The organism is Janthinobacterium sp. 344 (assembly GCF_900112025.1).
Classification (GTDB): domain Bacteria; phylum Pseudomonadota; class Gammaproteobacteria; order Burkholderiales; family Burkholderiaceae_D; genus Janthinobacterium.
Window position 1 is genome coordinate 94,093 of record NZ_FOKL01000001.1, and the last position, 21,832, is coordinate 115,924.

Annotated in this window: 18 protein-coding genes; 9 read left to right on the forward strand and 9 right to left on the reverse strand. The window is 62.4% G+C overall.

Annotation, left to right across the window (positions count from 1 at the left end; genetic code table 11):
• Positions 1-65 precede the first annotated feature (65 nt).
• The 3 genes from BM193_RS00430 to tssK form a co-directional block, all read right to left on the reverse strand.
• On the reverse strand, positions 66-2,237 hold the full coding sequence (locus BM193_RS00430; RefSeq protein ID WP_092794273.1) for a sensor histidine kinase: 2,172 nt from the start codon (positions 2,235-2,237) through the stop codon (positions 66-68).
• The gene (locus BM193_RS00435) at positions 2,234-5,326 is read right to left on the reverse strand and encodes a sensor histidine kinase (protein WP_092794276.1); all 3,093 of its coding nucleotides are present in this window, start codon (positions 5,324-5,326) and stop codon (positions 2,234-2,236) included. Before BM193_RS00435 ends, BM193_RS00430 begins: the two co-directional genes overlap by 4 nt.
• A 187-nt stretch (positions 5,327-5,513) precedes the next feature.
• Positions 5,514-6,860, reverse strand: coding sequence for a type VI secretion system baseplate subunit TssK (gene tssK / locus BM193_RS00440; protein WP_092796911.1), 1,347 nt, complete (start codon positions 6,858-6,860; stop codon positions 5,514-5,516).
• A gap of 237 nt (positions 6,861-7,097) precedes the next feature.
• Here tssK and tssF point away from each other — a divergent pair, with 237 nt between their 5' ends.
• The 7 genes from tssF to BM193_RS00475 all read left to right on the forward strand — a co-directional run bounded on the left by tssF (position 7,098) and on the right by BM193_RS00475 (position 16,323).
• Entirely contained in the window at positions 7,098-8,903 is a 1,806-nt protein-coding gene (gene tssF, locus BM193_RS00445; RefSeq protein ID WP_092794280.1) for a type VI secretion system baseplate subunit TssF, read from the forward strand.
• Positions 8,867-9,892, forward strand: coding sequence for a type VI secretion system baseplate subunit TssG (gene tssG / locus BM193_RS00450; protein ID WP_092794284.1), 1,026 nt, complete (start codon positions 8,867-8,869; stop codon positions 9,890-9,892). The genes tssF and tssG overlap by 37 nt, the downstream gene beginning before the upstream one ends.
• Positions 9,893-9,918: 26 nt before the next feature.
• Positions 9,919-10,173 carry a PAAR domain-containing protein gene (locus tag BM193_RS00455; RefSeq protein ID WP_092794287.1) on the forward strand — a complete coding sequence of 85 codons (255 nt, stop codon included), beginning with the start codon at positions 9,919-9,921 and terminating at the stop codon, positions 10,171-10,173.
• Positions 10,174-10,185: 12 nt separating this feature from the next.
• On the forward strand, positions 10,186-12,780 hold the full coding sequence (locus BM193_RS00460) for a type VI secretion system Vgr family protein (RefSeq protein WP_254785751.1): 2,595 nt from the start codon (positions 10,186-10,188) through the stop codon (positions 12,778-12,780).
• Positions 12,777-14,630 (forward strand): esterase/lipase family protein, encoded by a 1,854-nt coding sequence (locus BM193_RS00465; protein ID WP_092794293.1) that lies wholly within the window; start codon positions 12,777-12,779, stop codon positions 14,628-14,630. Before BM193_RS00460 ends, BM193_RS00465 begins: the two co-directional genes overlap by 4 nt.
• A gap of 3 nt (positions 14,631-14,633) precedes the next feature.
• Entirely contained in the window at positions 14,634-15,761 is a 1,128-nt protein-coding gene (locus tag BM193_RS28640) for a T6SS immunity protein Tli4 family protein (protein ID WP_254785752.1), read from the forward strand.
• Positions 15,762-15,843: 82 nt separating this feature from the next.
• Complete coding sequence (locus BM193_RS00475; protein WP_092794296.1) at positions 15,844-16,323, forward strand: GNAT family N-acetyltransferase; 480 nt, start codon at positions 15,844-15,846, stop codon at positions 16,321-16,323.
• Positions 16,324-16,327: 4 nt separating this feature from the next.
• On the opposite strand, the gene BM193_RS00480 is transcribed toward BM193_RS00475, so the two are convergent.
• The 6 genes from BM193_RS00480 to BM193_RS00505 all read right to left on the reverse strand — a co-directional run bounded on the left by BM193_RS00480 (position 16,328) and on the right by BM193_RS00505 (position 19,835).
• On the reverse strand, positions 16,328-16,513 hold the full coding sequence (locus BM193_RS00480; RefSeq protein WP_092794299.1) for a hypothetical protein: 186 nt from the start codon (positions 16,511-16,513) through the stop codon (positions 16,328-16,330).
• Positions 16,506-16,883 (reverse strand): DUF2750 domain-containing protein, encoded by a 378-nt coding sequence (locus BM193_RS00485; protein WP_092794301.1) that lies wholly within the window; start codon positions 16,881-16,883, stop codon positions 16,506-16,508. The genes BM193_RS00480 and BM193_RS00485 overlap by 8 nt, the downstream gene beginning before the upstream one ends.
• Positions 16,873-17,157, reverse strand: coding sequence for a hypothetical protein (locus BM193_RS00490; RefSeq protein ID WP_092794304.1), 285 nt, complete (start codon positions 17,155-17,157; stop codon positions 16,873-16,875). Before BM193_RS00490 ends, BM193_RS00485 begins: the two co-directional genes overlap by 11 nt.
• A gap of 1 nt (position 17,158) precedes the next feature.
• Positions 17,159-17,548 carry an Imm1 family immunity protein gene (locus BM193_RS00495; RefSeq protein ID WP_092794307.1) on the reverse strand — a complete coding sequence of 130 codons (390 nt, stop codon included), beginning with the start codon at positions 17,546-17,548 and terminating at the stop codon, positions 17,159-17,161.
• A complete protein-coding gene (locus BM193_RS00500) occupies positions 17,545-19,185 on the reverse strand; it encodes a SulP family inorganic anion transporter (protein WP_092794310.1) in 1,641 nt (546 codons plus the stop codon). Before BM193_RS00500 ends, BM193_RS00495 begins: the two co-directional genes overlap by 4 nt.
• A 68-nt stretch (positions 19,186-19,253) precedes the next feature.
• Entirely contained in the window at positions 19,254-19,835 is a 582-nt protein-coding gene (locus BM193_RS00505; RefSeq protein WP_092794313.1) for a TetR/AcrR family transcriptional regulator, read from the reverse strand.
• A gap of 125 nt (positions 19,836-19,960) precedes the next feature.
• Here BM193_RS00505 and BM193_RS00510 point away from each other — a divergent pair, with 125 nt between their 5' ends.
• Positions 19,961-20,929: an SDR family oxidoreductase gene (locus tag BM193_RS00510; RefSeq protein WP_092794316.1), complete on the forward strand. Its 969-nt coding sequence runs from the start codon at positions 19,961-19,963 to the stop codon at positions 20,927-20,929.
• A gap of 3 nt (positions 20,930-20,932) precedes the next feature.
• Complete coding sequence (locus BM193_RS00515; protein ID WP_092794319.1) at positions 20,933-21,808, forward strand: non-homologous end joining protein Ku; 876 nt, start codon at positions 20,933-20,935, stop codon at positions 21,806-21,808.
• Positions 21,809-21,832: the final 24 nt, after the last annotated feature.

Genomic DNA, 21,832 nt, shown 5'->3' on the forward strand with positions numbered 1-21,832 from the left:
AGCACCATCCATCGCCAGCACTTTGCTTGCCTTTTTATCCAAAGCGATGTTGGCCGTCCACACTTTCATACCGCTTCCACGCTGCCCTCCTCCTCCAGCAAGGCGCACAGCTGGCGGTACTGATGCCGCTCCAGCATCGCCTGCAAGCCCGGCACCAGCGGCGCCGCCGCCGGCGGCAGGCCGGCCAGCAGCAGCGCCACGCGGGCCAGGTTCAATTCGCGCAGCGCCACCAGCAAGGCGCCGCGCTCGTCCCGTGCCAGCAGCGCCAGGTCGCGCGCCTGCAGGATGGGCAGCTCGCCGGCCGGCACCGGCAGCGGCATCGACGGCGGCACGGGTGGCTGCGGCGGCAGCCGGGCCGCCTGCACAGGAATGCTGAAACGGAAGGTGGCGCCCTGCGCCGGCGCCGACTCCACCGTCAGTTCGCCGCCCATCAGGCGCACGAATTCGCGCGAGATGGCCAGGCCCAGGCCCGTGCCTTCCTGCGGTCCCGCGCTATCGGCCTGCACGAACGGCTCAAAGATGCGCTGCTGGTCTTCCATGGCGATGCCGGCGCCCGTGTCGCTGACGGCGAAGGACAGGCGCCAGTGGTCCGCGTCCTGACGTTCGCCGCGCACGCGCAAGGTGATGCAGCCCGTGCCCGCGAACTTGATGGCGTTCGACGTCAGGTTCAGCAGCACCTGGCGCAGGCGCGTGGCGTCGAGCAGCGCCGCCGGCGGCACGGCAACGCAATCGAGACGCAGCGCCAGCCCCTGCTGACCGGCGCGCAGGTCCAGCATATCCATCACTTCCTGCAGCAGCGGCGCCAGCGCCACCGCCGCCGTTTGCACCTGCAGGCGTCCCGCCTCGCCCTTGGACAGGTCGAGGATTTCATTAATCAGCGTCAGCAGATGGTTGCCGGAGCGGTGGATGATGGCCAGGTTGCGCTTTTCATCGGCCAGCATGTTGGGCGAGGCGGCCATCAGGCGCGAAAAGCCGATCACGGAATTCAAGGGCGTGCGCAGTTCGTGGCTCATGTTGGCAAGGAAGACGCTCTTCGCGCGGTTCGCCGCCTGCGCCTGGCGCACGGCCACCGACAGCGCGCCCGTGCGCTCGGCCACCAGGTCTTCCAGGTGATGGCGGTGGCGCAGCAGTTCCAGTTCCGTTTCGCGGTGCGCCGTGATGTCGTAGTTCGAGCCCACCATGCGCATGGGCCGGCCCCGCCCGTCGCGGAAAATCACGGCGTCGGCCTTGATGTAGCGGATGGCGCCATCGGGCCACTCGATGCGGTACTCGTGCGTGAACGCGTGGCCGGCCTGCAGCGCCGCGCGCAGGGCGACTTTCGCCGCCGGCACGTCGTCCGCCACCAGCGCCGCGCGCCAGATGGCCGCCGGCGCCGGCGCGCTGCCCGCAGCGGCCCTGAACTGCGCGTACATCTGCTCGTCCCACTGCAAGTCATCGCTGATGACGTTCCAGTCCCAGATGCCGATACTGGCCGCGCCGGTGGCCATCTGCACGCGCTCTTCGCTGCGCTGCAAGGCGCGGTAGCGGCTGTCGAGCAGCGCCACCATGTCGCGGATGGCGCGGTACAAGGTGCGCAGTTCGCCCAAGAACCAGGTTCTCGGCGGCGTGCCCGACGCTTCGCTCTGCCCCGCCTTGACGCCGGCCGCATACTGGCCGATGGCGCGCAGGGGCTTGAGCATCAGGCACCACATCAGCAGCCAGATGCTGGCAACGAGAATCACGTCGAGCGCCACGATCATGGCGCCGATGGCCAGCGCGCGCTGGCGCAGCTGCGCATGCAGCAGGTCCGGCGTGGCATACACGGCGACGCTGCCGATGACTTGCCCGCCCATCGTCACCGCGCGTCGCTGCACCAGCAGCCCCGCCTCGTCGGGCGGCGCGGAAAGCGCATCAAAGGCGCCGGCCGCATTGCGGCGCAGCGCCAGCGCATCCTTGCCGATGCCGGGCGTCAGCGCGCTGGCCACCAGTTCGCGGTTGCCCAGGGTGCTGCGCATGATGGCCTGCATCTGCTTTTCATCGAGGTTCCACAGCGGCAGTTCGATGGCCACGGCCAGCTGGTCCGCGCTGAGCGACAGGCTGCGGTGCAGCTGCTGCCAGCGCTGGTCGCGCTCGGACTGGTAAAACAGCACGGCAAACACCAGCAGCAGCGCCGTAACGACAAAGGTCAGGGCCACGCTCAGGGCCAGCACGATGGAGACGCCGCCCAGGCGCGCGCCTCTGGCTGCGGGAACGTTCATGCCTCCGAGCCTTGCGTTTCGCGGCCCGTCTGCAGCAGCAGGGCGCACAGCGGCTGGTACTGGTGCAGCTCCAGCATGGCGTTGATCTGCCCGGCCAGTTGCGGCCAGCGCGTGGCCACGCCGGCCAGCACGATGGCGCTGCGCCGCAAGTCGAGCGCCTGCACGGATTCGAGCAGCGCCTGGCGCTCGACGGCGTCGAGCTGGAGCATGGCCTGTCGCAGGTCGAGCGCCTCGGCGGGCGCGCCCTGCCTGCCCGGCGCTTCGGCGGCGTCACCCTGAGCACGCTGGAAACGCACGCCCAGCTGCTGCTCCAGCATGGCGAACAGGTGCTCCTGTTCCATCGGTTTGCGCAGGAAGCCGTCGGCGCCCGCCGCCAGCGCTTCCTGCTTTTCTTCCTCGAAGGCGGAGGCCGTCATGATCACCAGCCGCGGCTGCGACAAGTGGGCCTGCGCGCGCAGCCAGCGCGTCAGGGCCAGGCCATCCATGTCCGGCATGCGCCAGTCGCTGAGCACGATGTCGTAGCGCCGCGCCGCCAGCAGGGCTTGCGCCTGCACCCCGCCCGCCGCTTCCTGCAGCTGGAATCCCAGCGGCGCCAGCAAGCCGGCCAGCAGCTTGCGGCAGTTTTCGTCATCGTCGACCAGCAGCACCGCGCGGCCGCGCTGCGCGGGCGGCAGGCGCGCCACGCGGCCCGGCGCCGGCACCGCGACGGCGGGCCGCTGCACCACGGGCGCATGCAGGCTGAAACGGAAGACGGAACCTTCGCCCAGCGCCGATTCGACGGCCAGCTCGCCGCCCATCAGGCGCACGAATTCGCGCGAAATCGTCAAGCCCAGTCCCGTGCCCGCCTGCGCCACGGCGCTGTCGGCCTGCACGAACGGCTCGAAGATGCGCTCCAGGTCCTGCTCGGCGATGCCGCTGCCCGTATCGCGCACGGCGAATGACAGCGCCACCTGGCCGCCCTCCCGTGCCTGGCAATGCAGGGACAGGGTCACGCTGCCCTGCTCGATGAACTTGAGCGCGTTCGACAGCAAATTGAGCAGCACCTGGCGCAGCTTGGCGCCGTCGAGGCGCACCAGCGGCGGCACGTTGGCGCGCTCCAGCCGCAGCGCGATGCCCTGGTCGCCCGAGCGCATGCGCACCATCTCGAGCACTTCGTCGAGCAAGCCGTTCAAGTCCACCGGTCCCGTTTGCAGCTGCATGCGGCCCGCCTCGATCTTCGACAGTTCCAGGATGTCGTTGATCAGGGTCAGCAGATGGTGGCCGGCGCGATTGATGATGGCCAGGTTATGTTTTTCTTCCTCGAACATGCTGCTCGAATCGGCCATCATCTGCGAAAAGCCGATCACGGAATTGAGGGGCGTGCGCAATTCGTGGCTCATGTTGGCGAGGAAGACGCTCTTCGCGCGGTTCGCCGATTCCGCCTCGGTGACGGCGACGGAGAGCGCGGCCGTGCGCTGCTGCACCAGCTCTTCCAGGTGGTCGCGGTAGCCGAGCAGCTCCTGCTCGCTGTGCTTGCGCTCGGAAATATCGACGATGCCGCTGCGCACCAGGCGCCGCCCTTCCATCGGCAATCTGACCAGCCGCACCTCGCAGGGAATGACCGTGCCGTCGGCGCGCCGCACATTGCGCTCGACGAGAATCGGTTCACCCTGCATGGCGCGGCGCAAATGCTCTTCCACCATCAGACCCAGCGGCAAGGCGTCGGGCTGCTCCGCGCTGTACAGGTCGAACGGCCCCTTGTTCAGCAATTCCGCGCGCGACAAGCCCAGCATGCGTTGCGCGCTGCTGTTGGCATCGATGAAGCGATCGAGGTCCAGGTCATACACGACGATGGCTTCGGGCGCATGCTCGACCAGGATGCGGAAGCGCTGCTCGCTTTCGCGCGCCTCGCTCTCTGCGCGGCGCAGGCGGCGGCGCTGCAGCAGCAAGGCGCTGAGCAAAATCGCCATGAGGATGAACACGGCACTTGCCGACAGGACCGCGGCGCGGTGCTCGTGCCACAGTTGCGGCGGGCGGTTGACGAAGACGGTGTGTGGCGGCAGCGCGCTGATGTCGGCATCCCAGCGCTGCAGCTGCTCCCAGTCGTACATGGGCACGGGATGCGACGGCGGCAGCAAGGCGCCGGGCGCGGCGGGCGCCTTGCCGGCCAGCAGCGCCAGCGACAGTTGCGCCACCTGCTGCGCGGCCCGCTCGATATGCAGCACGGAGCCGCCCAGGATGCCCTGGCCCATGCTGGCGTTGTACATGCCGAAGGCGGGCACGTTGGCCAGCCGCGCCAGCTGTCCCGCGAACTGCACCGGCGTGGCGACGCTGCCGGCCACGTCGCGGTTGACATTGCCCACCACCAGCAAGGTAGCGGGCGGCAAGTGCGCCACCGTCGCGCGCATCTGCGCCAGGGTGAGCTTGTCGAGATACTGCATGGCCACCCTGCCCTGCCACGCCTGCGCCGCTTGCTGCATGTTGCGCTTCAAGGCCTGGTCAGCCTCGCTGGCGCCAACGGCCATGACGATGGTTCTGGTCTCGGGAAACAGCGCCATCGCCTGCGCCAGGGTGCCGGGAAAATCGACATTCGCCTTTTGCTGCCAGATGACGCCCGCGCTGCCGGCGGGCAATGCCTTGCCGGACGTATTGATCGCCAGCACCGGCACGCCGCGCGCCATCGGCGCCAGCTCCGTCAGCAGGTAATCGAGCGCCGGCTGCTGCATGGCGACGATCAGATCGGCCTTGCGCCCCATCATGTGCGTGTATCTTAATAGCAACAAATCGCGCATCTCGCCGCGTAGCGCCGGATCGCCCTGGGTATTCAGGTTCAGATGCTCGACCATGACATCTTCACTGGCCAGGCCGGCCGCCGTCATGGCGGCCACATAGGTGCGCGTGTACGATTCCACGCCGGCGCGGCCGTAATCGTAGGCATTGAGGAAGAGGATGCGCTTGCCGTGCAAGGGTACGGCATCGGCGGCGTCAGCCGGCGCAGCCACCGCCACGGCGGCGCACAGCGTCAGCAGCCATGCGCGGCCCCAGCGGCGCACCGCCGCCCTGCCCGTCCCGCCGCCCGGCCGCAAGCCGCCCGGCACCTCACGCATCATTCGCCATGCCCATGCCCGCCTTCGCCTGTCGCCATGTTTCACCAGTGCGCCGAGTCCTCGGCCACCGACACTTACAAAAACATGATAACGTCAACTGCCGGGGCAAGTCTATTCCTTCGGGCAAACTTTTATTGCCTGTTTGGCTTGACGCCTGCTGGCACCGCCGCGCGCAACATGTGCGGCATGGCTATCCGGCGGTGCCGCTGATGCCGAACAATTCCAGCTTCAGTCCCCTTATTCCAGACGGCACATAAATCGCGATTGCCTGGGCCTTGATCATTGCGTCATACATGACGCCCTTGTTTTCGATCGAGAAATAATAGGTATTCGGGCGCACCGGCACTTCCGCCGGCACCTGCGCCATATGCCGCAATTCGATGCCGGGCAATGCCCGTCCCAGTAACAGTTCAATATTGTCAGGCGATGAAATCTTGAATTGCAGGGGCACGGCCGCGACCAGTTCCAGCGCAGGCATGTCCGCATTCACCGCCAGGCAAAGTTCGGTCTGACGGTCGATGCGCGCCGTGTCGAGCAAGGCATGATAGTGGGTGTTTTTTTGCGCGTCGTTCGACAGCGCGATCGGGAAGTAACGCGACAGCAGCACCGTATCGATCAAGTCTCGAATGATGCCATCGAGCTTGCCGAAACCGGGCGCAGCGTCTTCGTGCCGGTATGCGGGCAAGTCGCTCAAGGTGTATTTTTTCGAGAACGTCATCAAGCCACCGGCCAGGGTCATCAATTTCTCGAACAGATACACGGGATGGTGACGCCGGTAACTGGCGCAATGACTGAGCGCGGCACTGGCCGTACTCAGGGTGTTGAGCATCCAGAACGAGGAGGCGTCACCGCCATGGAATTCAACCGTGCTCTTGCCCGGCTGCCGGTGCCGGCCGTACAAGGCCTCGATTTTCGCTCCCATGCGTTCGATCAGCGAATCGAGCATTTTCCGCAGCGCCGGGTCCGCGTTGATGGTGAGGCCTGGCGGAATAAAAGTGCTGTCGATCTCAAAACTGCCATTGCCGCTGCGATATAAACGCACCAGTGGAATCGCCAGATAGTCATGCAGCGGGTCCAGCTGCGACAGCAGATACACGCGTTTTTTCAGATAGGCGACGTCAATGCTGACCGCTTCGCTATATAAATCAGGCGTTTCAATATCCGTCTGAACATAGCGTGCGCCCGCAGAATGCACATTCCCGCCATGCGCCTGCATGGCCGGCAGTGCGGCATAAAAGGTAAAGCTATGTTCGTCAGAAGGCAGTTTGCTCAAATCGACCGCGCTGGGCAAAACATCGCTGAGCGGCGCGTCACAGATCTCGCCATCCTGGAAGACGAGTGACATGGTGTCCGCGCGCAAGCTGTTATTGGCCAGCGCATCCGCATTCCAGCTGATGGCATGCACGCCCCACAAATGCGGATTGATTAACGACACCAGGCGCTGCAGGCGCGCCTCGTGGTAACGGTCCATTTGCTGGAATTGCTGCGGGCCGATGGCCAGGCCCTCCGACCAAAGTAGTTTTGCTGGCAAAGTCATTGTGTTCTCCATGGTGGCGTCGGGATCGTGCTGCCTTGCCAGTCTGCTGTTGCCAGCTTGAAAGTTCTTGATGTTGCGCAGCAAGCTGACTCAATCATTTGCGCAAACGCAATTTACCTTGGAGCGAACGCTCGGATACTGGCCATGCCGCAGCAAAGCTGCCAGGGAGTTCTCCATGTCCCTGCACTGCGCGCCAGAAATAGTTGACGCCAAGCCGTGTGACCGGGAACAGTAAAAATGGAAGACTTGCTGCCATATTTCGAACGCGAACTGGTGATGCTGCGGCGTCATTGCCGGGAATTTTCCGAACGCTATCCGCGCATCGCCGGCAAACTGCAAATGTCCGGCGAGGCCTGCGAAGACCCGCATATCGAGCATTTGATCGAATCGGTAGCCATGCTGGCGGCACGCATCTCGAAACGGCTCGATGACGACTATCCGCAATTTACCGAAGCCTTGTTCGAAGCCCTGTTCCCCCATTACCTGCGCCCTTTTCCCTCTTGCGCCATCGTGCGCCAGGCGGCGCCCGCGCCAGGCACCGGCGTATCGCACCTGCCGGCCGGCAGCGAAATGGATTCCACGCCAGTGCGCGGCGTGCGCTGCCGCTTCAAGACGGTCTACGACATGACGACTGGGGCATCGGTACTGGAGCAGACGACGTTCGATGCGATGATCCAGGCGCCGCCGGGCATACGCCTGCCAGCATCGGTCACTTCGTCGCTGAGCATCCGCATCCGGCATGTCGATACAGCGCCTGCGTCGCTGCGCGTGTTCATCGATGGCGAGGCTTCCTTTTCGGCTGCGCTGCGCGATGCCTTGTTCCTGCGTACCGTCTGCGCCTTTGTTGCCGCCGACGCGGCGCCATGGATTGCGTTGCCCTCCGTGCCCCTGGCTCCAGCCGGCTTCGCCGAGGCCGATGCATTGCTGCCTTTCGGCGCGCGTTCGCAGCCCGCCTACCGCATTCTTGGCGAATACTTTGCGTATCCCGAGAAATTCAATTTCTTTGACATCGATATCGCTGCGCTGAGCGTTGCCCTGCCGCCTGGCTGCCAGTGTTTCACCCTGCATCTGTGCATGGGAGGCTTGCGCCCGGACTCCGATGCGGCGCGCATGTTGTCCAGCCTTTCCAGCGACAATTTGAAACTGGGCTGCAGTCCGGCAATCAATCTGTTCCGCCAGGAAGGCGTGCCGATCGCCGTCACGCGGCAGAAAACCGACTACGCCGTGCTGGCCCACGCTACCCATGCGCATGGCTATGAAGTCGTCACCGTCGAGGCGGTGCGCATGCTGCGCCAGCGCGGCGGCGACAGCACCCTCACCGAGTTCCGCCCGCTGTACAGCCTGCGCCATGGTGAGGGCGCTGCGCAACAAGGCCACTACTGGGTCGTTCGACATGACACGACGCTTGCCAGCATGAGTCCTGGACATGAAAAACGGCTGACGCTGGTCGATGGCGACTTCAATCCCCTGATCCATGAAAAGGCCAGCTTGTCGCTATCACTGACCTGCAGTAACCGCGATCTGCCGCTTGCCCTCAAATACGGCCAGCAACAGGGGGACTTGCAACCATGCGGCGGCGGGCCGGCACTGCAACTGCTGCGACGCCCCAGCCCGCCACGGCGCTTCTCACCCGGTGCGGGCCTGCACTGGCGCCTGATCTCGCACCTGACGCTGAATCATCATGCACTGGTCCAGGAAGGCCTGCCGGCGCTGCGCGAAATGCTGACACTCTATGATCTGTCCCAGTCAGCCACCTCCCAACGCCAGATCAGCGGCATCGTCGCGCTGGCGCACTCGCCCACCACGGCATGGCTGCGGCACAGGCGCGGCGCCTCCCTCGCGCATGGCGTGCAAGTATGCATCACCCTTGACGAGGAGGCATTTGTCGGTAGCGGCATGCACTTGTTTGTGCAGGTCATTGATCACTTCCTTGGACTGTACGTGCAAATCAACAGTTTCATCGAGCTGGTGGTGCTGTCATTGCAAAGCGGAGAGGAGCTGATCCGATGCAAGCCAAGAAGCGGACTGCAGAATCTGGTGTAATCCGGCACTTGCTGGCCGAACCGTACCGCTATCAATTCGTACAGGCGGTGCGTATTCTGCTGCGCTGGCTACGCCAGCAGAATATGACGCATACACAAGCGTTCAATCAGGTATTGCGCTTCCAGAACAGCTTGTCGCTCAGTTTTCCGGCCAGCGAAATCGAGCGGCTGTCGCTGGAAGAAAACGGGGAAATGGCCCTGGTGCCCACGTTCATGAGTTTTCTGGGCGGCAGCGGCACCTTGCCCTTGCATCACTCGGAACGCATCGCCGCGTATCGCCTGGCGACCAAGGACGCCGGCGTCTCGGCCTTCCTCGATATCTTTTCGCAACGCATGGTGATGCTGTTTTTCCAGGCGTGGGAAAAATACCGCCTTGAATCGTCGCGCGAGACCCAGGCAAACGATGCGCAATTGCCTTTACTGATGGCACTGGCTGGGGTGCAGCGCAATGTGCTCCCATCCAATAACGAGCCTGGCAAAGTGGCGCAAGATGCCGCGGCCTGGTATGCGGGCCTGCTGCGCTGCCGCCCCGTTTCCGCGCAAGCGGTCGGTCGCGTGCTGGCCGAATATTGCGGCGTGCAAGTCAGCTTGGAGCAGTTTATCGGCAGCTGGGATTACCTGGCAAGAGATCGACTCAGCCTGCTTGGCAGCAGCAACTTTACCCTGTCGCGCGGCGCAACGCTGGGTCTGCGGCTGTGGCGGCACGACAGGCGCGCCTGCCTGCATATCGGCCCGCTGGACTGGGCCGATCTGCAACGTTTCCTGCCGCGCAGCGCAGGCGCGGCGGCATTGGCAAAAATGCTGGCGCTATTCGGCGTACCGGATATGCAATATGAGGTACGGCTGATATTGAGTCCACCGTGCATGACGCCGCTGATCCTGCACGCGCGGCCAGCAGAAAGGCGCCGCCTGGGCTGGACGGCCTTCCTGCCACCTGCGCCAGGCACGGTGCGCAATGCCGAAGTGCGCTATTTGCTGAAGATGTCTTGAACACGCATACAGAAAGGGAGGCGCACATGAAACACGAGGGACGCGGTGTCATCCGGCTCGGAGACGCAACCGATCACGGCGGCAAGGTGACCAGTGCATCGTCCGGCAGCACCGTCATGGGGAAGACGGCGGCGCTGGCCGATGACACAACCTTCTGTCCCAAGTGCAAGGGCAACTTTCCCATCACGCCGGACGGCGCCGGCGCAAAACACATGGGCAAGCCATACGCCTATGACGGCGATGCCACCGCCTGCGGCGCACACCTGATCACATCGTTATAGCGGAGGATGGCCATGCTGGAAAGTAGCCTGGCGGCGCTGTCCGCCTTCGACCTCGCCGCGCAGGAGCGGCGCCTGCTGCGGATCGATTTCCCCCGCGAGGACGGCCCGGGCGGCGCCATCCTGCTGGTCAATTCACTGACCGCCCGCGAGGAAATCTCGCGCGACTTCCGTTTCGAGGTGGAACTGCTGTCCGACGATGCGCATATCGCCCTGAAGGCCATGATGGGCCGCATGGTGACCATATCCATGGTGCGCGACGATGGCACGCTGCGCCACTTTAACGGCTATGTGGGCGAATTCCGCCTGCTGCGCGCCGACGGCGGCTTCGCCTGGTACAGGATGGTGCTGCAACCGTGGCTGGCCTTTGCCCGGCTGCGCCAGGACAACGTGTCCTTTCATGGCCAAAGCGTGATGCAGCTGACCGAAACAACGTTTGCGCACTACGGGCAGCGCGACTGGAAAACCAGCATCCATGGCGACGATCCGCAGATCACCTGCGCCAACCAGCACAATGAAACCGACTACAACCACCTGCACCGGCGCTGGGAAGCCCTCGGCTGGCATTACTGGTACGAGCATCGCGCCGATGGCCATACCTTGTGGCTCGCAGACAACAGCACCCTGGCGGACATGATCGCCACGGCATCCGGCGACGGCGCCATGCGTTTCCACTCCGGGTCGGGTTCCATGGAAGACGATGGCTTGCAACAATGGCAAGCCGTGCGCCGGATCGGCTCCGGGCAGCTGACCTTGGCCAGTTTCGACTATAAGCATCCGCAGCCACGCCTTGCCAGCGGCTACTCGCTGAATCGCCAGGGCGACGTATTTGCCCACGAACTGTATGAAAACACGGGCGCCTATGGCTACAGCAATGTCGATGATGGGGAGTCCCTGGCACAGCGCCGCATGGAAGAAAGCGACCATCTGCGCCAGTATTTCGAGGCGGCAGGCAATCACCGTGGGGTACAGCCCGGCCTTTGTTTCCGGCTCGACGGCCATTTCAGCGCCGAGGAAAAACGCTATCAGCCTGGCGAGGAGCGCCCGGACAGTATTGCCGAACGCGAGTACCTGATCCTGTCAGCCGAGCATATCGCCAGCAACAATTATCAGGCAGGCCCCAGCGCGCCATCTGACTATGCGAACACGCTCGTATGCGTACGGCGGGACATCCGCTGGCGCCCCGGGCGCGGCTACAACAGCACGCCCTGCCTCGTTGCCGGCGTGCAGACGGCCCTGGTGGTCGGGCCGGCCGGGGAAGAAATCCATACCGACGCCCTGGGACGCATCCGCCTGCAATTTCACTGGGACCGCCTGGGCACATTCGATGAACGCAGCTCGCCATGGATAAGGGTCATGATGCCGATGGCGGGAGCGCAAATGGGACAGATCGCCTTGCCCCGCGTGGGCCAGGAAGTGGTCGTGCAATTTCAGGACGGCAATATCGACCACCCCATCGTCATCGGCGTGGTCTACAACAGCGCCAATCCGCCGCCGTGGCAATTGCCGCAGCAACGCGCGCTGTCCGGCGTGCGCAGCCGTGAACTGGGCGCCCGCAGCGCCAACCATCTGGTACTCGACGACACCAAGGGCGCGATCCAGGCACAGCTGCGCAGCGAGCACCAGGATAGCCGGCTGTCATTGGGCAATATCACCCGCATCGACGACAATGCCGGCCGCAAGGAAGCGCGCGGCGTCGGCTTTGAATTGGCCAGCAACGCCTGGGGTGCCCTGCGTGCCGCCAGGGGCATGCTGATCACCACAGAAACACCGGCAGGAACTGGATCGGTCAAACAGCTCGACGAAACGCAGTCCCGCCTGGCGCAGGCACGCCAACTGCAAGAGGGACTGGCCAGCATGGCCGTCGGCGCGGGCGCGCAGGACAGTACCGCACAGCAAGGCGCCGTGGCCGACGCCATCCAGCGGCAAAACACCGCCATCAAGGGTAGCGGCGGCGATTTCCCGGAACTGTCCGAACCGCATCTGGTGCTGGCCAGCCCGGCCGGCATCGAGCTGAGCACGGCCCAGTCCATCCACCTGGCCGCCAGCGAGCATGTGGCGCTCACCAGCAGCAAGCATATTTCACTCGCCAGCGGCGACAGCATGTTTGCCAGCATCGCCAAAAGCTTCAGCCTGTTCGTGCACAAGGCCGGCATGAAGCTGATCGCGGCCAGCGGCAAGGTGTCCATCGAGGCGCACAGCGACGAGGTGGAAATCCTCGCCCGGAAAGTGCTGTCGCTCATCAGCGAAGCGGACTGGGTCGACATCAAGGGCAAGAAAGGCGTGCGCCTGCACGGCGCCAACCACATGCTGGAAATCAGCGACAAGGTGCAGTTCTTCACCTCCTCCCCCGTGCTCTTCAATGGCAACCTGGAAACCCTGGCGCCGAAGAGCGTGTCGCAGGAATTCAATGAGAGGCCACACAGCAGTTTTGATCAGGAAGTGTTGCTAGTGAATGCCGACGATACGCCGGCTGTTGGCCTTGCTTTTGAAATCCTGCGCGATGACGGCAACATGGCCGGCAAAAGCGCGGAAGACGGTTCCACGCAACGACAAAAATCCACCGGCATGGACAGCTACATCATTCGCTATAAGGGAGAACTGCCATGAGCAAATGTGAGGACTTGAATAACCGCGGCAATCATCCTGCCAAGTTTAGTCAGGGCGTGGGAGGGTGGGCGGAACTCGCTGTTTCGATGACGGAAACAAAAGATACTGCTCGGCATGACGTCACCGTGCCGCCAGGCAAAGTCATTCCTGTCATTTTCCTGCCAGGCGTGATGGGTAGCAATCTAAGGATGAGCAAGGTTCGCCAAGAAGAATTGCGCCGTCCAGACAATCGGGCTTGGCGACCAGACGATATGATGGGTGCGGGAGGCAAGACGGCGGTCCTCACAGGCAACGGCTTGGGTGGCTGGTTCAAAGATGCATCGCCACGGCAGCGTCAATTGGTGTTTGATCCCACAGAAACCGAAGTCGAGTATTACCACTATACCGAGAGCAATAGCCGCTTCGATCCAGATGGTGCGGAAACCAAAGCTGCAGATGCACGGCATCAAAATGTGCCAGATAGTCTTTTCCCCATCCCACCCTTGATTGGATCCTTTGGGATATCTCCAGGAACGGGACCATTGCAAGCTCAAGCACGCGCCCGTCAAAGTCCCGCCCAAATAGCACGCTGGCGCGGGTGGAGTGAGGTGCTTTTCGACGGCGCATACGGAACCATGTTGCGCACCACAGAGCAGCATCTCAACAATATGATTTCCAACGGAGAAGTACATCCGTTCTGGCACAGGAGAAGTGGCCTTGGTGCCATGCTAATGCAAGACCCAACAGCTTTTGGTGCGTCATCTGGCAAGGCCATTAATGTCAACGACTTGAAGAAAATTTCGCCCTGTTGGTATCCCGTGCACGCGATGGGCTACAACTTCATAAAGAGCAATGGTGAATCTGCTATCACCATTGCAGAGAGAATACGCGGCCTAGTCAAAGGCTACAAAAAACGCGGATTCAAATGTAGTGAAGTCATTCTCGTCACGCATAGCATGGGTGGTTTGCTGGCCAGGGCGTTGATACACCCCTGCTATGGAAATATGCTTGACGATAAGGATGTGAAAATCCTCGGCATTTATCACAACGTGATGCCGACCATTGGCGCCGCAGGAGCGTATAAACGCATGCGTTTTGGCTTTCAGGAAAGAGAAGGTTCAATAGCAGAAATAGAAGCCAGCATTCTAGGTATCGACGGTATACATGCCACGGCCATTCTAGCAAATGCACCAGCGCCACTGGAAATGTTGCCAGGTGCGGCATATGGCCAGCATTGGCTGAAAATTGTAGATGCACAGGATAAGGTTTTATGGAGCTGGCCTCGCGATAAGGCGACTGCACTAGAAAGCATATACCTTCAGCAACCCACTGCGTGGTGGCGACTAATCAATCCAAACTGGGTAAATCCGGCACGCATATCATCCGAAAATGGAGGCGGCTTAGAAATGGCAATGAACCGATTAAAATTAGCCGCAGAATTTCTATCATCCATAGAAAAAACGTTTCACCCTAACACTTATGCAAGCTATTGCGCATCGAGGAATTTCTTAAGTTATGGTGATGTCGTATTTAAGTTAATTGACGGTCTTCACAGCGGCTCTAACGATCCATGGAATAAATTTGAGCCGCTACCTGAAAAATGGAAATTACTTGAAGATGATGCAAAGGGACAACTCCTGGTCCAAGCCGGAGGGAAACGCTTAAAATTGCAGCTACAGCCAGCTAGTGCACGCGGTGACGGAACCGTACCATCAGATCGTTCTGCTCAACACATCACGGGTACATTGTTCGTACACGGCATGGCAGCAGCGACTGGTTATGAACACCAGAATAGTTACGCCGATTTAAATGTACTCGCATCTATGCTTTATTCTATCGTGCAAATTTCCAAAAAAGCAAAGTGGGATTAAATCATGGGGAATAAAACAAAAATGAAGGAAATTTCAATCATCACATTTGTGATAATCACATTTATTTCCGGATGCACACAAAAAAATTTAGATAAGGAACCCCAGATGCCTGACAATTTAAAAATCAGCAAACGTCTTAAAGTACTTTTTCTAAAAACAAAAATTGTCTGTTTCGGACGTTACGCTATAGAAATCCCAAAGGAGGCTGAATTGATATACGGAAACATATCATCCCCGTCAAAAATTGAAGTTATAAAAGGCGGAATTTTTGCAAAAGATGAAAAAATAGCAGAAGATATAAGAAAAATAAAGATGAATAGCCAGTCTTCTGAAATCATATCCAACGGAAATGGCCCCATAGATAATAGCTGGCAATTTCGCTATTTTGACAATAAATTTTCCAAAGAAGATGGCAATGTTTTATTCAGTACGTATGTCAACAAAGGAGATATCACATTCGTTCTTACCGGCTCCATCCCCAGAAGTGGAACGGTTAAAAGTGCGGCCACCACACAGTTAATGCGCGCGAATAGTCTGCGCCTGCGTCACCAAGATGAAATTCCTACCGAACCCGGTCATTGCTTAGAAGGTGGTTTCATGAGCGACAATAAGTATGACAATCAAGAAATGGCGGACGCAGGTCTGTATTTTCCCAGCCTGCCAGACGTGACATTTTCCATCACTGCGAATAAAGACGCCTACGGCGATTATCCTCCTGCCGAATATGATGCAAAAGTACGCGGGAAACTATCATTACTTGCTCGCATCCAGGAAGCGAAAAACCAGCAAGGCAAGAACTACCCCCCTCGTACTCTGCTACGCGAAGGCAAACGTGACGTGCAACACTGGCATGGCGAGGAATCGCTGATACGACGAACAGATGGCGTACACGATTTCGAATGGACACTGGTGGGCACGCCAGGAGATATCGCCTATCCAGCGGTATTGGAAGCCTCCATGTACACCAAAGTTGCCCACAACATGGTCGGCGCCGCCGAAGCCGCGTCGCTGACCGACGAGGAGGCCATCGCCTTGTGGGACAGGCTGCTGTCGGGCTTGAAGTTCCGCGTGAAAGTGCCGGGTGCGCCGCCGGGCTCGTATTACATCGATCCGGACAAGCCGGCGCAGTGACGGCCGGGCCGACGTGGCAGGCAATCGTACTGGTGCAATGCCAGCCATTGCGCTAGCATGGACCTTTTGCCCGAAAGCCGCCATGTCCATCACCCTGCGCCCCGGCCTGCCCTCTGATATCGACGCCCTGTGGGCCCTGCGCACGGTGGCCGTGCGCGTCAGCTGCGCCACGCACTATGCGCCGGAACAGATCGCCGCGTGGACAGCCTCGCCCGTGCCGCCGGCATATGCGGCCATGCTGGCCGCCGGTGGCGGCATCGTGGCCATGCTGGACGGTGCCATCGCCGGCTACGCCATGCTCGATGCGGACAAGCAGGAAGTCGATGCCGTGTTCGTCGATCCCGCGCGCGCGGGTCTGGGCATCGGCAAGCGCCTGCTGGCGGCGCTGGAGCAGCTGGCGCGCCAGCGCGGCATTGCCCATTTACACCTGTCCGCCTCGCTCAATGCGGAGCCGTTTTACCGGGCCGCCGGTTTTGTTGCCTTGCGGGCCGAAGCCTATGCGCACCCGAGCGGCATCAGCCTGGCCAGCGTGGCGATGGAAAAGGCGCTGGCGGCCGCCTGAACCTTCAGTCAGGCACCGCGCCTGCCTCGGACTCGGCCAGGCATTGCTGCAGTTTGGCGATCAGGGCGCGCACTTCGTCGTCGCCCAGGTCCAGCGGGTCGCCGTGCGCGCCGACGGCGATCAGGCAGATGGCCGAGCCGTCGTACCAGGCATCGAGGCGATCCTTGCGTTCATCGTTGCGTTCACTCATATTGTTCTGATTCATGCTGCAAATCCCTCAGTAAATCGCCCGGCGCCGCGATGGCACCCGGTCCTTGCGGCACGGGGAAAACGGACGCCAGCTGGCCGTTGCCCGCCATGCCTGGCAGCCATTTGGCCAAGAAATCGCCGAGCGCGATGGCGCGCGGCTGGAAATATTCCCACTCGCCGCCGGCGCACGCTTGTGCGAATGCCGCTTCCGGCCAGAACGGTATCGCCACCTTGCCGCCCGCTTGCGCCGTGGCCCAGCCGTCGTGGTGCAAGCCCCATACTTCTTGCGTATCGGCCACCTTGCGCACGAAATAGCCATGGCGTTCGGTGGACGGCAGGCCCGCCACCTGCTTGAACTTGTCAGGATGCACGGTTTTCCCCTGCCCCGTCCCATACCCGCAGATGCGGCGCGCACCAGCCCGTCACCATGTCGAGGGCGTCCAGTATCACGTCTTCCCGCGCCTCATCCTGCACGCCGTCCTGCGCAAACGCGCGCAATTCCTGCAGCAAGCCAGCCACTTGTTCCGCCCTCACGCCGCTGGCGTGGTAGCGCAGCAGGATGGCGCGCAGCGTGAGCAAATCTGCCCGGGCGTTGAGCGCCGCGAGCAAGTCCCGGTCGATGTCGGCGATGATGGTTTGCGCCATCTCAATCCGCCTCCCACGCGATGGCGGCCGGCCGCGCGCCGCCTGTCTTGAAGAACGCGACGAAGGCGCGCTGGCATTGTTCCAGATCAATGCACCACGCTTCCGGATACTCGTCCACCTGCCCGTTCGCCAGCAGGTAGCTGCACGCGCCGTGCGCCTCCTCGTCGCCCAGCGAGTGATAACTGAGGTCGTCCTGGCCCGACAGATACATCAACCAGGCATTGGCCCCATTGCGCAGCATGCACAGGGCCGGGCCCTGCTCCGCATCCTCGGCCATGGTCAGCCACAGTTCGCATTGCGCCAGGGTCAAGGCTTCCCGCAGCGCCTGTTCCAGCGCGGCGACGCTCTCCACCACACGCGGCGTGCCGTGCAGATTCAATTCCATGGTCATGCCTTTTCTCCACTTAAATCGGCCGTCGCCAGCGCCGTGCTCAGGTACAGCTTGCCGCTCAGGTCTTTCAATAGACTGCTCTGGCGCAAACGGTCCATCACGGGACCTTTCACTTCGGCCAGGTTCAGGCTGATGCCGCGCTTGGCCAGCGCGCTGTTGAGTTCAATCAAGCCCAGCAAGGCCGTGCTGTCGATCTGATTGACGGCCGACAAGACCAGCACCAGATGGCGCGCCGTCGGATGGCCGCGCAATTCATCCTCCACGCGCTCGGTGACGGCTTCCACATTGCCGAAGAACAGGCCCGCATCGATGCGCAGCAGCAAGACGTCGGGCAGGGTCTGCGCCTCGTAGCGCTCCACGTTACGGAAGTGCTCACTGTTCGGGATACGCCCCAGCACGGCGATGTGCGGGCGGCTGGCGCGCCAGATCAGGGTGCCCATCGACAGCAGCACGCCGATCACCACGCCCGCCTCCACGCCCAGCACCAGCACGCCGGCCGTCGTCGCCAGCAGGGCCAGCGCATCGCTGCGGTCGTAGCGCCACGACAATTTCAAGGTATCCCAGTCCAGCAGGCTGCTGACGGCGAAGATGATGGTGGCCGCCAGCACGGGCAGCGGCAGCAGGGCCAGCCAACCCGTGGGCGCCACCAGCGCCAGCGCCAGCAGGGCCGCCGTGATGATGCTGGCCAGCGGCGTGTTCGCGCCGGCCTGGAAATTGACGGCCGAACGCGAAATCGAGCCCGTCACGGGAAAGCCACCCGACAGCGCGCTGGCCACGTTGGCCGCGCCCAGGCCCAGCAGTTCCCGGTTGGTGTGCAGTTTTTCACCGCGCTTTTGCGCCAGGGTCTGGGCCGCGGACATGCTCATCAAAAAGATAATGAAGGCGATCAGCAGCGCTGGCGACAGCAAGGTGCGCCAGTGTGCGCCCGAGGTGGCCAGGTTCAGGCCCGGCAAGCCGCTGGGCACATGGCCCGTCGTCTGCACGCCCATCGTGTCCAGGCCGCAATACGTGACCAGCGCGATGCCGGCCAGCACCAGCGCCATCGGCGCCAGGCGCGCGCCCACGTCGGCGGCCACCTTGTTCAGGCCGCAGCGCACAAGCAGGCGCGACAGATAGCGTTTCGCCAGCCACAGGAAAGCCAGGCTGGACAGCCCGAGCAGCAGGCTGGGCGTGTGCCAGTGGGGCCAGGTGGCGCCCAGCAAGGACGTGATCTGGCCCCAGATGATCAGGATCGCCGCACCATTGCTGAAACCGCTGATCACGGGGCGCGACAGGAAACTGGCCATGAAGCCCAGGCGCAGCACGCCGCACAGCAGCAGGACAATGCCACTGATGAAGGCCAGCTGGGCCGCCAGCACGATATATAAAGAGGAGCCGAGGTCGGCCAGCGGCGCCAGGGCGGCGGCCGTCATCAGGGAGACGATGGCCATGGGGCCGACGGACTGCGTCATGCTGCTGCCGAACAAGGCATACAGCACGGGCGGCAGGATGCTGGCATAGATGCCGACCACGGGCGGCAAGCCGGCCACCAGCGCGTACGCCATGCCTTGCGGCACCATCATCATGGCGACGACGATACCGGCAGTGATGTCCCCGGCCAACAGAGGACGCCGGTATTGCCTGAGCCAGAGCAGCATGATGTGTTCCCAAAATCTGAAAACCGAAGCCTATCATGCGACGAGGCCGGCTGACAGGGGGGACGAGGCTATTCTGGCAGCAATTGCGCCTTCACGGCATCGAGGATTTCCTGCGACAGCGCGTCGTCATCGACTGCGCGCGCCAGCACCATGGCGCCCACCATGGCGGCAAACGTGGCAATGGCCTGCTGGCGCCGCCGCTCCGGGGCACGGTCCGGCGCGCCTTCCGGCAACAAGCCTTCCAGCAGCGCGAACTGCTGCCGCGTGGCTTGCGTAAACGCGGGCCGCGCGCCGGGCGACATGCGCGCCACGTCGACGCCCAGGGCCGCCGCCGGACATCCCGTGCCGGGCTGGTCGCGGTGCCGCGGAGTCAGGTAGCTGTCGATAATCTCCGGCAGCGCCCGCTGCGGGTCGCTGGCAACCTTTGCCCGCCAGCCTTCCAGCGATTTCTCCAGCGCATGCTGGCACGCCTCGATCATCAAGTCTTCCTTGGAGGCGAAATGGCCATAAAAGCCGCCATGCGTGAGGCCCGCATTTTTCATCAGGTCGGCCACGCCGATGCCGTCATAGCCCTTTTCGCGGAACAACCTGGCCGCCGTTTCGACGATGCGTTCGCGGTTCAGCACCGCCTGTTCTCTGCTCACTTTCATGCCGCCTCCCACATTAATGTCAACCATCATATAACTTTGCGCCAGATTGCGCCACTCTGTTAGCAAGCGCACCGTATGGCGCCCCTGCCGCACCGATACTGGACCTTCGTTTCCACGGAGGCAGCATGAACGAGAACAAGGACCAGTCCGCCGGCAACTTGCAGCGCAGCATCCAGCAGGAGCAGGATGGCCGCGACGCCGCCAAGCCGGAAAGCCGGCAACCGGTGCAGACGGGCAGCCGCAGCCAGCCCGGCACGCCCCTGCCCGCCCAGCACTTGGACAAGCCGGGCATCGAGGCGCACATGCAGCTGAAACCCCGCTTCCTGGCGCCCGATTATTGCGGCAGCGGCAAGTTGGCCGGCATGGTCGCCATCATCACGGGCGGCGACTCGGGCATCGGCCGCGCCGTGGCCGTGCTGTATGCGCGCGAAGGGGCCGATGTCGCCATCATTTACCTGAATGAACATGCGGACGCCAACGAAACGAAGCGCTACGTGGAAGCGGAAGGCCAGAGCTGCCTGTTGATTCCCGGCGACGTGCGCGAACAGGGCTTTTGCCAGCAAGCCGTCAGCGAGGTGATGGCCAGATTCAACCATATCGACGTGCTGGTCAATAACGCCGCCTTCCAGGAACACGCGGAATCGTTGCTGGACCTGAGCGAGGAACGTTTCGACCTGACCATGAAAACCAATGTCTACGGTTACTTTCACATGGCCAAGGCCGTGCTGCCGCACTTGCAGCGGGGCGCGTCCATCATCAATACGGGTTCCGTGACGGGTTTGCAAGGCTCGAAACATTTGCTCGACTACTCCACCACCAAGGGCGCCATCCACGCGTTCACCATGGCGCTGGCCGGCAACTTGCTGGATAAAGGCATCCGCGTCAACGCCATCGCGCCCGGCCCCGTCTGGACGCCGCTCAATCCGGCCGACAAGTCACCCGCGCAGATCGAGAAATTCGGCGCCGACACGGACATGCGCCGCCCGGCCCAGCCCGAGGAACTGTCGCCCGCCTACGTCTTCCTCGCCTCGCCCGCCTGTTCCAGCTACATCACGGGCATCGTCCTGCCCGTCACCGGCACGGTGGGAGACTAGGCCATGGCGCGCGCACTGTGGAAAGGCGCCATCAGCTTCGGCCTCGTGCACATTCCCGTCGAGCTGATTTCTGCCAGCCTCGACCATGAGCTGGACTTGTCCATGCTGGACCGGCGCGACTTCGCGCCCATCGGCTACAAGCGCTACAACAAGCAGACGGGCAAGGACGTCGAGTGGGACGACATCGTCAAGGGCTACGAGTACAAGACGGACGAGTACGTGGTGCTGTCCGACGAGGATTTAAGGCAGGCCAACGTCAAGGCCACGCAAACGATCGACATACTGACCTTTGTCGACGCGGCGGAGGTGCCGCTGACCTTTTACGAGCACCCGTATTACTTGCTGCCGGCCAAGGGCGGCGAGAAAGTCTATGCGCTGCTGCGCGAAACCTTGCGCAAGGCGAATAAAGTGGGTATCGCCAGCGTAGTCATGCGCACCAAGCAGCATTTGTGCGCGCTCGTCTGCATCGGCGACGCCATCGTGCTCAATACCTTGCGCTTTGCCGATGAAATCCGCGCCACGGACGACCTCGATTTGCCGGGCAGCACCCTGAAGGCGGCGGGCATCACGGACAAGGAACTCAAGATGGCCCTGTCGCTCGTGGAAGGCATGAGCGAAGCGTGGGAACCGGAGCAATACCACGACAGCTACCGCGAAGACGTGCTGGCGCTGGTGAAGAAAAAAATCAAGGCGAAACAAACCAAGACGATTACGCCGCCCGCGCCCGCGCCGGCAGAGGAACACGGCAGCAATGTGATCGACCTGGTGGCGCTGCTGCAGCAAAGCCTGGGCAAGAAAGCGCCCGCCCCGCCGGCCCGCAAGCGGACGGCCCCGTCCACCGCGCGCAAAACGGCGCCCGCCAGGCGCAAGGCGGCGTGAGCCGCCATCCCCGGCCCGGGAGCA